Below are 13096 nucleotides of genomic sequence, written 5' to 3'. Positions count from 1 at the left end.
AATACTTCAGTTGATTATTATTTCTACAAAATAGCCCCATATGCATATTCTTTAATCTAAAAACCCTATTTTTAGATATCTTTTTACTATTTCCATTTTTTAATTTAAAAAACAGGGGCTATTTCGTTTCAGCTTAATAAAGTGCAATTTAGTCTTTTATTCCTATAACTACTCTTGCTTAAAATATTCTTCCAACTCACTCGAATAAATACTTTTCTTATTTTCACAATCCCTATGGACCTACCAATAAATGCGACTCACTCATAAAAAGATCTAGGTACATTTAGCTCGACTTATTAAAAACATAATTCTGGAATGAAGAATGAACTTAATCAATAACCAGTTTCCAATCTATTTTTATTTTGATTGATAAATTTAGTTTGTACTTAAATTTTAGACATAAAAAAACCGCCTAATGCGGTATCCATATAATTAATCATTTTTATAGATGGTCGGAGCAGTAGGATTCGAACCTACGACCCCCTGGTCCCAAACCAGGTGCACTACCAGGCTGTGCTATGCTCCGATATTCAACTCAAAAGAGTTGGGGTGAATGATGGGATTCGAACCCACGACAACCGGAATCACAATCCGGGGCTCTACCAACTGAGCTACATCCACCATCACGGTGTCTTCATTATTTAGACATAAAAAAACCGCTTGACGCGGTATCATTAATCCTAACCACCATGAAGAAGATGGTCGGAGCAGTAGGATTCGAACCTACGACCCCCTGGTCCCAAACCAGGTGCACTACCAGGCTGTGCTATGCTCCGATATTCAACTCAAAAGAGTTGGGGTGAATGATGGGATTCGAACCCACGACAACCGGAATCACAATCCGGGGCTCTACCAACTGAGCTACATCCACCATTGCCTTGGTTCTTAAATATCAAGCCACCAAAAATGGCGCGCCTGACAGGATTCGAACCTGTGACCATCCGCTTAGAAGGCGGATGCTCTATCCAACTGAGCTACAAGCGCTTTACTGATGATTTTCACCATCCGCCTTGAAGAATTGGTCGGAGCAGTAGGATTCGAACCTACGACCCCCTGGTCCCAAACCAGGTGCACTACCAGGCTGTGCTATGCTCCGATTCATCTCAGCTTTCGTATCAAGCTTATCGCTTGGTACGGTGTGCATTCTAGGCGTGACGCCATAAGACGTCAACACCTATATTTAAAAAAAATCAAAAAAACACTTCAAGCGTTTATTTATCAAGCATTTTAGACATTTTTTATACAAAATTCTAGCGTTTCAAGCTGGCACTAAAATCCAGCATACGATCCAGAGGCAGTTTGGCTCGCTGAGCTAATGCGGGTTCAACATGAATCTCCTGATCACGATGTTGTAGAACATGCAAGATTCCATCTAGCTCGTTCATGGCCATCCAAGGACAGTGTGCACATGAACGGCAGGTTGCTCCTTCTCCAGCGGTTGGAGCTTCAATCAGAATCTTATCTGGCACAGCCTGCTGCATTTTATAGAAAATACCGCGATCTGTTGCCACGATCAAACGCTGATTTGGCAAGGTTTGAGCTGCCTTGATTAACTGAGAAGTACTTCCGACTGCATCAGCAATTTCTACCACAGACATCGGTGATTCTGGATGGACCAGCACTGCCGCATCTGGATACAAGGCTTTCATATTAGCAATTCCGCGCGAACGGAATTCTTCGTGGACGATACACGCGCCATCCCACAGTAACATGTCAGCGCCAGTTTTATTCTGGATATAGCGCCCCAAATGCTGATCCGGTGCCCAGATAATTTTCTCGCCCAAACTATCGAGGTGTTCAATAATCTCCACTGCACAACTTGAAGTCACGACCCAGTCAGCGCGGGCTTTAACTGCAGCCGAAGTATTGGCGTAAACGACTACAGTATGATCAGGATGCGCATCACAGAATTTGGTAAATTCCTCTACCGGGCAGCCCAAATCCAGTGAACAGGTCGCTTCAAGAGTTGGCATCAGGACAGTTTTTTCTGGTGAAAGTATTTTTGAAGTTTCACCCATGAACTTAACCCCAGCTACCACTAAGGTCGACGCAGGATGGTCACGTCCAAAACGCGCCATTTCCAATGAATCGGACACACAGCCACCAGTCAATTCTGCCAGTTCCTGTACTTCAGGATCACAATAATAGTGTGCAACTAGCACTGCATTCTGCTTTTCTAGTTCGGCTTGAATCTGTGTAAATTTTTCCTGTTTGGCCTGTGCACTGATCTGATGCTCTTTGGGTTCTCCTAAACGATCTAAATGCGCCTGCACAATCGATTTGGCTTCATTGGCTATTAATTTGGTCGCATCATTCATAATAACTCTTACTCTACCCTCATAGTTCATTATTCAATGAACCTTTTACTCTACATCCCGGTCATCTCTGGCGAAATGCTTTTTTGACCAGTCATTAAAAATCATAAGATATAAAAAAAGCCCCACAACGGAGGCTTTAGAAACAATCTGAATTATGAACGATAATCAGCATTGATTTTCACATAATCATAGGACAGGTCACAGGTATAGACCGTATCTTTTGCTTCACCACGTCCAAGATCAACACGAATCGTCATTTCAGCTTGTGCCATCACACGTGCACCTGCTTCTTCAGTATAGTCTGCTGCTGCACCACCATCCTTGCAGATTTGTACATCATCTAACCAAACCTGAATTTTTGCAACGTCTAAATTCGCCACACCTGCATAACCGATTGCAGCCAAAATACGTCCCCAGTTTGGATCAGAAGCAAAGATTGCAGTTTTCACCAATGGAGAATGCGCGATACTATAGGCCACGTCACAGCACTCCTGAGTATTGGCACCGCCTTCTACGGCCACAGTAATGAATTTGGTTGCGCCTTCACCATCACGCACAATCAGTTGTGCAAGACGCTTCATGGTACGCATCAATACTTCAAGTACAGCAGCATAACGCGGATCTTCAACTGATGAAATTTCTGTTCCACCGGCCTGACCTGTGGCAATAAAAATACAAGAGTCATTGGTAGAGGTATCACCATCAATGGTAATGCGGTTGAATGACTGATTCACTGTCTCAGATAAAAGCTGTTGAACCAGTTCACGGCTGATTGGTACATCAGTCGCCATATAACCCAACATAGTCGCCATATTTGGGCGAATCATGCCGGCACCTTTGGAAATCCCGGTCATGGTATAAGTAATACCATCCAGCTCGAACTGTTCAGATGCACCTTTCGGCATAGTATCTGTGGTCATAATACCCGTTGCAGCATCGATCCAGGCATCATCACGCAATGAGTCTAATGCAGGCTGCAAGCCACTGAGCAGACGCTCCATTGGTAATTGTTCACCAATTACCCCTGTTGAAAATGGCAATACTTCTTCAGCTTTCACGCCTGCAAGTTCAGCCAGTTTGGCACAAGTGGCTTCAGCATTCGCCATACCTGTAGCACCTGTACCCGCATTGGCATTTCCGGTATTTATCACTAAATAACGTGGATTACCTACCGCCAGATGTGCTTTAGAAACATGTACAGGGGCAGCACAAAAAGCATTCTGGGTAAATACGCCTGCAACATTGGAGCCTTCAGCCAGTTCAAATATCACCAGGTCACGTCGGTTCTGATAGCGCACATACGCTTCTGCCGAACCAATTCTCACCCCTTTTACCACATGCATCTGTGGCATAGATACGTCACCAACTGCCATTTTTAAATGTCCAATATTGAAGTTTCAGAAAAATACAGCTTAGTTGATCTTCATTAAAAAATCGAGCCAAAGCCAGATGAACACTCACTTTTCTTATGGTTTTTCACAATAAAAAACCAGTCATAGTGACTGGTTTTATTAAACTAGATCAAACTTAGTTTTTAGCCAACTGGGTTGATTCATTCAATAAAGCCTGTTTCGCCTGTTGCTGACTTGCCACAGAAAGCGCAGGGTTAGAAGCAACAATACGGTCAGCATTGGCTGCATTGGCTGCTGCAATCGCTGCAGTCTGCAAAACGATTGGACGGTTTGAATTATTAAAGGTATAGCGAATGCCAGTACGCGGACTTGCAATGGTTACCTGACCATCTGCACCCGTCTGAACCTGAGCCGTAGTTGGACCAATGGCCTGCTGAACTTTAGCAGGTGTCGTTGTTGCTGTTTCTGCAAAACTTAAAGCCGGGATTGCCAAAGCAGCAACCATCATCGTTTTTAATACTTTTGTCATTGTTTCTTCCACTTTGCGGTGTTCAATCTGCCATTAAATACCATTTAATCCCGCACAGTGCAAACTGTATTCACCAGCTGAAAAGTCCATATACATAAAAAGATCAGGACTAAATAGCCCTGATCTTTTTATAGTTTAGAAACTTAGCAGAAATTAGATCTTGCCATGACACTGTTTGTATTTTAGACCTGAACCACATGGACAAGGTGCATTACGGCTTGCCGGTGCTTCAAAGACTGGTGCAACAGGATTAGTCTGCGCACTTCGTTCAGTGGTGATTTCATCTTCTTCAGCCAGTAATCCATCAAATTCCTGATGAGATAACTGCAAACGCATCGCTTCAGCCTGTGCCTGCTGCTGTGCTTCCATTTCAGCCAGTTCTTCAGGTGTTGGCACATGGATGCGTGACAGATCAGTAATGACGTCAGATTTAATCACCCCCAGCATGTTTACAAACAGGTTGTAGGCTTCTTTTTTGTATTCCTGCTCTGGGTTTTTCTGTGCATAACCGCGTAAATGAATTCCTTGACGCAGGTAATCCATCGCAGCCAGATGTTCTTTCCAGTGACGGTCCAGAGAGTTCAACATGAAATGACGTTCGAGTGATGCTGCAGATTCAGCGCCCATTTGTTCACGACGTGAACGGTAACGATTTACCACTTCTTCAGTAATTCGTTCAACCAGTGCTTCTTCGTCTAAACGACGATCTTGCTCTAACCATTGTGCGACTGGCAGATCAATCGATAAGTCTTCACGTAGTGCAAGTTCCAGACCTTCAATATCCCACTGATCGTGAATCGATTCAGGCGGAATATAGTTGGCGATCATGCCCTGCATCACTTCACGGATCATCTCTTCGATATAATCTTGCAATGAGCTTTCAGCCAGAATCTCATCACGCTGACTATAGATGATTTTACGCTGTTCGTTATTCACGTCATCGTATTTCAACAGGTTCTTACGAATGTCGAAGTTACGTGCTTCTACTTTGCGTTGCGCATTTTCGATTGAGCGTGACACCATTTTGTGTTCAATCGCTTCATCTTCTTTTAAGCCCATCGCACGCATCATGGCAACCACACGGTCACCCGCAAAGATACGCATCAAGTCATCTTCAAGAGACAGGTAGAAACGCGATACACCCGGGTCACCCTGACGGCCCGCACGACCACGCAACTGGTTATCGATACGGCGAGATTCATGACGCTCAGAACCGATAATATGCAAACCACCAGAAGCGAGAACTGCTTCATGATTCGCCTCCCATTCTGCTTTCAGACGTGCTTCATCTTCAGGGGTTGGGTTTTCAATTTTGGCCAGTAGCGCTTTCCAGTTACCACCCAGCAAAATATCGGTACCACGACCTGCCATGTTGGTCGCAATGGTTACTGCACGCGGTGCACCTGCTTGGGCAATAATATCCGCTTCACGTTCATGCTGTTTGGCATTCAGGACTTCATGTTCAATACCAGCTTCTTTAAGCTTGTCAGAAAGAATTTCCGACGCTTCAATAGTGGCCGTACCAATCAGGATTGGCGCAACACCAGCTTCGTGAACACGTTGAATTTCCTGAATAATCGCGTTGTACTTACCTTCACGATTCAGGTAGATCAAATCGTTCTGGTCATTACGGATCATTGGACGGTGAGTTGGAATAATCACCACATCCAGACCGTAGATTTCTTTCATTTCCGCAGCTTCAGTATCTGCTGTACCGGTCATACCGGATAATTTTTTATACAGACGGAAATAGTTCTGGAATGTGGTGGTTGCAAGGGTTTGGTTTTCCGGCTGGATTTCCAGACCTTCTTTTGCTTCAACCGCTTGGTGCAGACCTTCAGACCAGCGACGGCCCGGCATGGTACGACCGGTATTTTCATCAACAATGATCACTTCACCTTCATGGATGATGTAATGCACGTTACGTTGATACAGATAGTGCGCACGAATCGCAGCAGTCACATGATGCAGCAAATTCAGATTAGAGGCTGAATACAGGCTTTCCCCTTCAGCCAATAAGCCCATTGCAATCAATTCACTTTCAATGGTTTCAAAACCGGTTTCTGTAATTTCTACGGAACGCTGTTTTTCATCAATCCAGAAATGACCGCCATCCGGTACTTTTTCTTCTTTCTGTGTTTTTAACTTCGGTGGAATGTTATTGATTGCTGCATAAAGTTGGGAAGAGTCTTCACTTTGGCCAGAGATAATCAGTGGTGTACGCGCTTCATCAATCAGGATCGAATCAACCTCATCGATAATGGCATAGGTCAGACCACGCTGTTTTTTCTCAGCCAGCGAGAACACCATGTTGTCACGAAGATAATCGAAACCGAATTCGTTATTGGTACCGTAAGTGATATCTGCTTTGTAGGCTTCAGATTTTTCTATCGGATTCTGCATGGAATAGATAATCCCAATGCTTAAACCCAAGAATTCGAACAATGGACGGTTTAACTCGGCATCACGTTGTGCCAAATAGTCGTTCACCGTGATGACATGGACACCCTGCCCGCTCAATGCATTGAGGTAACAGGCCAATGTCCCCATCAAGGTTTTACCTTCACCGGTACGCATCTCAGCAATCTTGCCTTCATGCAGGGTAATACCACCAATCAACTGTACGTCATAGTGACGCATTCCCATGACACGTTTTGCAGCTTCACGACAGACTGCGAATGCTTCAGGAAGTAACTTATCTAGGCTTTCACCCTTATTATATCGTTGTTTGAATTCTTCAGTTTTTGCAGATAAGTCTGCATCGCTTAAGGCTGATATCGTCGGCTCGAGCGCATTAATCTTGTCTACGATTTTACGCATGCGTTTGAGTTCGCGCTCATTTTTGGTACCGAAGATTCCTCCGATCAGACTTGCCAACATGAATAGACTCTCTAAATCTTGCTTGTCAAATAAATATGTTCTTAGTCGTTATTATGGTGCTAGAAATTTGAACTACAAGGGTTTTGCCAGAAAACCAATGAAAAAAACTCATCCTTCGTTCTAGCCCTGAGACCTAAGGCAAAGTAATGTAGCAAATTTTACCCATGCAACATAGTTAATTAGACGACTGATTTGTCTGATTCTGAATTAACAGCCTATTTCTTTATTTGGTTTATTCATAAGAAATTCTAAAAACACTATTTTTAATCATAAAAAAATTGGTTCATATTTATTCTCATCGACACATTACAAGATCAATTGAGGCAAGAAAATGAGTTTACGTTTAGGCGATACCGCACCGAATTTTGAACAGCAATCTAGCGAAGGCTTAATTAACTTTTATGACTTTCTAGGCGATAGCTGGGGCATTCTGTTCTCCCATCCAGCGGACTACACGCCAGTATGCACCACTGAACTTGGATTTACCGCAAAGCTGAAAGATGAGTTTACAAAACGCGGCGTGAAAGCAATTGCCCTTTCTGTAGATGATGTTGAATCGCATCATGGCTGGATCAAAGACATTAATGAAACTCAAGATACCACCGTTAACTTCCCGATCATTGCAGATCAGGACCGTAAAGTCTCTACGCTGTATGATTTCATTCACCCAAATGCCAGCGAAACTTTAACTGTACGCTCTCTGGTAATCATTGATCCAAATAAGAAAGTGCGTCTGATTATTACCTACCCTGCATCAACAGGCCGCAACTTCCATGAAGTACTACGTGTAGTCGACTCTCTACAATTAACTGACAACCATAAAGTCGCAACCCCGGCTAACTGGCAACATGGCGATGATGTGGTGATTGTACCTTCACTGAAAGATGAGGAAGAAATCAAACAACGTTTTCCGAAAGGTTATAAAGCTGTAACTCCATACCTACGTCTGACACCACAGCCTGAGCAAAATTAAAAGGACTCCTTTTTAATTTTGCGCAAGGCAAACGAAGTGCGCAGTATTTGAAACGCTGCCTTAATTTGTCGCAAGACAAGCGCAGCGCGTAATTCAAGATAAAGCGGAGCACTGCTCCGCCCTGAGGAATATATTTCGCAAGAAGACCCATGGCTATGCCGTGAGTACAAGAGGATAAGCTAAATGCTGTTCTATCCTTTTTAAATATTAAAAACCGCAATCAACTCCCCACAATGAAAATGATAGTCGTCATGCATCAATCATCATTTTCATGTTTAGTTTGATACCTACCGACGAGCCGGGTTTTCGAACTTTTCCCATCAAGCCTGTCTTCGGACAGGTTTTTTTTTGAAAAAGCCGATATGCTATTGAAGAAAATGATTAAAAAGGTGAGTTAGGTTGCAATGAAAAATAATTATGTACTTCTTCTGGTTTCTACGCTTGTTTTATCTGGCTGTACTCCAGCGCTGCCTGAACAGGAACGCCCAATGCATTGGGGACAGGAACTGCATGAAGAACATAATTTTTATCAGATTAGCAATGAACTTTACCGAAGTGAACAGCCAAGCGATGAACTGATGCCCTTATTAAAACAATATGCCATTAATGTGGTGATCAACCTGCGTTCACGCGATAAAGATACGGATATTTTGTCAAATGAAGACCTCAAGCTTAAACATGTTCCCATTCATACCTGGGCTATGAATCGCGAGGATTTGCTGAATGTGATGCAGTTAATCCAGCAGGCGCGACAAAATAATGAAAAAATACTTTTACACTGTTATCACGGTTCAGACCGTACCGGTGCCAGTGTGGCCATGTACCGGATTATTTTTCAGAACTGGAGTATTGAAGACGCAGTACGGGAAATGAAGCATGGCGGTTATGACTTTCATTCCATTTGGCGCAATATTGAAAAATTATTTACCCCTGAAAATGTAAAATGGATTCGCGAGCAACTCGCGAATCCATCTACAGAAACTTCGGTTAAGTAAGAGAGTTAACGCTTATCTAGCGGCACCCAATCATTCACCCAAGCTGATTTCATATTCAGGCTGGCATCAGACGCGATTTTCTTACGCAGTGCGTCTGCTGTTTCACGGTCTTTAGATGGACCGACCATGATACGCATACCTTTAGATGTCTGGCTCTTAGTGACCTTGTAGCCTTTGGCTCGCAGTTTGGCCGCAATGGCATCAGCATTGGCTTCATTGGCAGCCAGGGCCACCTGCACCATCCACTGCTTATCACTTTCACCTTCAAGGAGTTTACGGGCTTTTTCAGCTTCAGCCTTTTTCTTGGCCTCTTCTGCTTTATGTTTCTCTTCAGCTTTACGCTTTTCTTCTGCCTTACGTTTTTCCTCAGCAGCTTTATGCTCAGCTTCTTTTTTCTTCTCAGCCGCTTTGTGCTCTTCCTCGGCCTTACGTTTTGCTTCAGCTGCCTTATGCGCTTCTTCAGCTTTACGTTTCTCTTCTAGCTTACGTTTTTCTTCTGCAGCCTTCTGCTCTGCCTGTTTCTTGGCAGTATCAGCTGAAGTTTGGGCTTTTTGCTGCTCAAGCTTCTGCTGTTCTAACTTTTTTTGTGCAGCAGCCTTGTCTTCAGCCAGACGTTTTTGCTTTGTCTGTTCATCTTCTGCCAGCTCAGGCGGAATATTGTCTGAACTTTGCTGTCCCATACGATGGGCATTCAAAGCGGCATATTCTTCTGCCGCACGACGTGCTGCATCTGCCTCAGCCTGCTGTTGCATGGCTAAAAATTCAGCTGCACGAGCTTCCTGTTCAGCTACTGCTTTTTCGCGGTCACGACGCTGCTGTTCCAGCAGACGTTTTTCTGTTTCCACATCGACTGTTAAAGAACCTAATGAATTGTTGACTGTATCTTTTGATTCTACTTCTGCAGCCAGTGCCGGGTTTTGCTGACGATCCTGATGAATTTCATTTTGGCCTTTCAGGAGTAATGCTGCCAATAAAACACCACCACCTAGTAAAACAACGCCACCCATCCAGCGTTGTTTGTTATTCATTGACATTCTTCCAAATACTCCCATACCGCTTCTAAGGTATGAAATGATCCACATACCAAAATCAGCTGATTATTCTCTGTTTCATCCAGCGCTGATTTAAAAGCTAATTTTACATTGTCAAATTGTTCTATCAATTCACCTTGCAATGCATCAGTCAAGAGTGTGACCTCTGCCGCACGTGGCACAGATAATGGTGCAATTTTCCACAAATGAACAGTGTCTTTCAACAACTTGACGACAGAATTTATATCTTTATCTGCCAACATGGAAAATACACAAATGACTTCTTTATATTTCTTTTTGTAATTTAAATAATTGCGCAATTGTTTTAATAGGAACTCTACCCCATGCGGGTTATGCCCGGCATCAAAAATTACAGTCTTATTCTGAATTTCTCGAACTTCAAAACGTCCCGGCAATTTAGCTGCCTGAATTCCTTCCGCAATCGCTGTCTGGTTGACTTCCAGACTACTCAGCAAGATCGCTGCAACCGCTGTCGAAATATTATCCAGCGCCAGTGAACCTGTCGGTAATTTTAAAGTCGTACCTGATGATGCAAATGCCCAGGTTTTGCCATCTTCAAAGGCTTCATAGAAATAATCACGGTTGATAGCATACAACGGCGCATTGCATTCAGCAGTTTTATCCAGAATGGCTTGTGGAATATCTTGCTGACCGCCAAAAATCACGGGAATACTCGGACGGATAATGCCAGCTTTTTCAAAGGCAATTTTTTCGATGGTATCACCGAGCCAGTCGGTATGATCCAGTCCGATATTGGTGATGACCGCAACATCCGGATTAACCACATTGACCACATCCAGACGACCGCCTAGTCCGACTTCCAGCACCCACACATCACACAGTTCATTTTTAAAAATCACAAATGCAGCAAGTGTGGTTGCTTCAAAGAATGACAGGCTTAAATCGCATTCGCGACGTGCCCGATCGACTTCAACAAAAGCATCAATCAGCAACTGGTCTTCGACTTCAACCCCGCGTAATTTCACCCGTTCATTGAAGCGATATACGTGAGGAGACTGATACAGTCCGACCTTAAAACCCTGAGCATTAAGAATGGCAGCCAGAGTCGTGGTCGTTGAACCTTTACCATTGGTTCCGGCAACCGTCAGGACTTTAGCCTCCGGATTGATCACCCCCAGCTTTTCAGCCACAGGAATGACACGTTCCAGACCTAAATCAATTCCCGTAACGTGAACATGGCTCCAATAATCGAGCCATGTATCAAGTGAATCAGTTGCTAATGGTGCTGTATTCAAGGCAGGTTCATCAATTTCGTGATAATACGATAAACTGTATCACGTAATGCATGACGGTGAACAATCTGATCGATTACACCATGATCAAGCAAATATTCAGCGCGCTGGAACGGTTCGTCCAGTTTTTCACGCACGGTCTGCTCGATCACACGTTTACCCGCAAAACCAATCATCGCTTTCGGTTCAGCCAGATGCACATCACCCAGCATGGCTAAAGATGCAGTTACACCGCCGTAGACTGGATGGGTCAATACCACCACATAAGGCAGACCTGCTTCTTTCAAACGCTGAATCGCTGCTGAAGTACGTGCCATTTGCATCAAAGACAGCATGCCTTCCTGCATACGCGCGCCACCAGAAGCTGCAAAACAGATCAAAGGCTGATGTGTTTCAATCGCACGCTCTGCTGCCTGCACAAAACGGTCACCCACTACGGTACCCATAGAGCCGCCCATGAAGTCGAATTCAAATGCGGTTGCAATCATTGGCACGCCTTTCAGCAGACCTTGCATCACGATCAATGCTTCAGTTTCACCTGTTTTCTTTTGTGCTTCCGACATACGCTCTGGATAAGCTTTGCTGTCGACAAATTTCAGTGGATCTTTGGCAGTAAATTCCTGACCCATTTCAGTCTGTACCTGATCAAAGAACCAGTTCAGACGGTCACGTGCTTTCATTTTCAGATGTTCATCGCATTGTGGGCAAACATAAGCATTAAATGACATTGCAGTACGTGTCACCAAAGCATGACATTCAGGGCACTCAATTGTTGGCTCTGTGAATGTCGCTTTTAGGGTGGTTTGCTCATCAGGTACATGAATGCCCGGAACAATACGCTCCGTCCATGGGGTCGATGGGCTCAGAATTTTGCCTGATTTCACTTGTTGACTCATACTATAACTCATCGAGCGCTGCTCGAAGCTCCTTGACTTTATTCACCGTCGCAATAACGGCTTGTTCTGGCGCGAGGGTTGCAAACTGTTTTACAAACGCACTTCCCACAATAACTGCATCGGCAGCAACACCCATCGCTTTCGCAGATGCAGCATCACTAATACCAAAACCAACGCCTACAGGAACATCTGTCTCTGCCTTAATTTTCTGAATACGTGCAGCTGCTTCAGATACATCCAATGTCGCAGCACCCGTTACGCCTTTCAGCGACACGTAGTAAATAAAGCCACTGGCCTGTTTTACTACATGCTGAATACGCTCATCAGTTGAGGTCGGAGCCAACAGGAAAATCTGATCCATTTCATATTTTTCCAGCACTTGACCCAGATCTTGAGCTTCTTCAGGAGGAAGATCGACCAGAAGCACGCCGTCGACACCGCATTCATAGGCATAAGCCACAAACTTTTCATAGCCAATGACTTCAACCGGATTGAGATAACCCATGAGTACCACTGGTGTCTCGCGGTCTTTCAAGCGAAATTCTTTCACCATGTGCAGTGCATCTAGGGTATTGGTGCCACCGGCCAGCGCGCGTTCAGCGGCCAGAGCAATCACCGGACCATCTGCCATTGGATCTGAAAAAGGAAGACCCAGTTCAATCACGTCGACGCCAGCGTCCACCATCTGGTGCAGCAAAGGTACGGTTACCTCTGGATGCGGGTCACCAGCCATAACATAAGAAACTAAAGCTTTACGCTGTTGAGATTTAAGTTGTCCAAATCGTGTGGCTAAACGTGACATAGGGCTGAGCTTTCCTTAAGGTGTTTCAAACTTGAGACATTGACTA

Annotated in this window: 10 protein-coding genes and 6 tRNA genes; 2 read left to right on the top strand and 14 right to left on the bottom strand. The window is 44.2% G+C overall.

Annotated elements, in window-relative coordinates; genetic code table 11:
- Window positions 1–449: 449 nt before the first annotated feature.
- The 10 genes from RJ01_RS02490 to secA form a co-directional block, all read right to left on the bottom strand.
- A tRNA-Pro gene (locus RJ01_RS02490) sits at window positions 450–526 on the bottom strand.
- 19 nt (window positions 527–545) lie between these two features.
- A tRNA-His gene (locus RJ01_RS02485) sits at window positions 546–621 on the bottom strand.
- 78 nt (window positions 622–699) lie between these two features.
- Window positions 700–776, bottom strand: a tRNA-Pro gene (locus RJ01_RS02480).
- Window positions 777–795: 19 nt separating this feature from the next.
- Window positions 796–871, bottom strand: a tRNA-His gene (locus RJ01_RS02475).
- 36 nt (window positions 872–907) lie between these two features.
- Window positions 908–984: transfer RNA gene (locus RJ01_RS02470), tRNA-Arg, on the bottom strand.
- A gap of 35 nt (window positions 985–1019) precedes the next feature.
- A tRNA-Pro gene (locus RJ01_RS02465) sits at window positions 1020–1096 on the bottom strand.
- 154 nt (window positions 1097–1250) lie between these two features.
- Window positions 1251–2318, bottom strand: coding sequence for a quinolinate synthase NadA (nadA, locus tag RJ01_RS02460; protein WP_004782199.1), 1068 nt, complete (start codon window positions 2316–2318; stop codon window positions 1251–1253).
- 152 nt (window positions 2319–2470) lie between these two features.
- Window positions 2471–3691, bottom strand: a complete 1221-nt coding sequence (gene argJ, locus RJ01_RS02455; RefSeq protein ID WP_034169947.1) for a bifunctional glutamate N-acetyltransferase/amino-acid acetyltransferase ArgJ — start codon at window positions 3689–3691, stop codon at window positions 2471–2473.
- A 154-nt stretch (window positions 3692–3845) separates the two neighbouring features.
- The gene (locus RJ01_RS02450; protein ID WP_004782196.1) at window positions 3846–4199 is read right to left on the bottom strand and encodes a hypothetical protein; all 354 of its coding nucleotides are present in this window, start codon (window positions 4197–4199) and stop codon (window positions 3846–3848) included.
- Window positions 4200–4352: 153 nt separating this feature from the next.
- Window positions 4353–7079 carry a preprotein translocase subunit SecA gene (gene secA / locus RJ01_RS02445; RefSeq protein ID WP_034169946.1) on the bottom strand — a complete coding sequence of 909 codons (2727 nt, stop codon included), beginning with the start codon at window positions 7077–7079 and terminating at the stop codon, window positions 4353–4355.
- Between the two features lie 331 nt (window positions 7080–7410).
- Between secA and RJ01_RS02440 the strand changes: the two genes are divergently transcribed.
- On the top strand, window positions 7411–8052 hold the full coding sequence (locus RJ01_RS02440) for a peroxiredoxin (protein WP_005232029.1): 642 nt from the start codon (window positions 7411–7413) through the stop codon (window positions 8050–8052).
- 404 nt (window positions 8053–8456) lie between these two features.
- On the top strand, window positions 8457–9047 hold the full coding sequence (locus RJ01_RS02435; RefSeq protein ID WP_034169945.1) for a dual specificity protein phosphatase family protein: 591 nt from the start codon (window positions 8457–8459) through the stop codon (window positions 9045–9047).
- A gap of 5 nt (window positions 9048–9052) precedes the next feature.
- Here RJ01_RS02435 and RJ01_RS02430 read toward each other — a convergent pair whose 3' ends face one another.
- The 4 genes from RJ01_RS02430 to trpA are packed head-to-tail and all read right to left on the bottom strand — an operon-like array spanning window position 9053 to window position 13050.
- Entirely contained in the window at window positions 9053–10081 is a 1029-nt protein-coding gene (locus RJ01_RS02430; protein ID WP_375726203.1) for an SPOR domain-containing protein, read from the bottom strand.
- Window positions 10072–11355 carry a bifunctional tetrahydrofolate synthase/dihydrofolate synthase gene (folC, locus tag RJ01_RS02425; RefSeq protein ID WP_034169943.1) on the bottom strand — a complete coding sequence of 428 codons (1284 nt, stop codon included), beginning with the start codon at window positions 11353–11355 and terminating at the stop codon, window positions 10072–10074. The genes RJ01_RS02430 and folC overlap by 10 nt, the downstream gene beginning before the upstream one ends.
- Complete coding sequence (gene accD, locus RJ01_RS02420; RefSeq protein ID WP_034169942.1) at window positions 11352–12248, bottom strand: acetyl-CoA carboxylase, carboxyltransferase subunit beta; 897 nt, start codon at window positions 12246–12248, stop codon at window positions 11352–11354. Before accD ends, folC begins: the two co-directional genes overlap by 4 nt.
- A 1-nt stretch (window position 12249) precedes the next feature.
- Complete coding sequence (trpA, locus tag RJ01_RS02415; RefSeq protein ID WP_004782187.1) at window positions 12250–13050, bottom strand: tryptophan synthase subunit alpha; 801 nt, start codon at window positions 13048–13050, stop codon at window positions 12250–12252.
- Window positions 13051–13096 lie beyond the last annotated feature (46 nt).

Origin of the sequence: Acinetobacter sp. YZS-X1-1, assembly GCF_000804305.1 — a bacterium.
GTDB lineage: Bacteria > Pseudomonadota > Gammaproteobacteria > Pseudomonadales > Moraxellaceae > Acinetobacter > Acinetobacter variabilis.
Note: the sequence above shows the minus strand (reverse complement) of the source record. Positions and strands in the feature narration are given on the sequence as shown.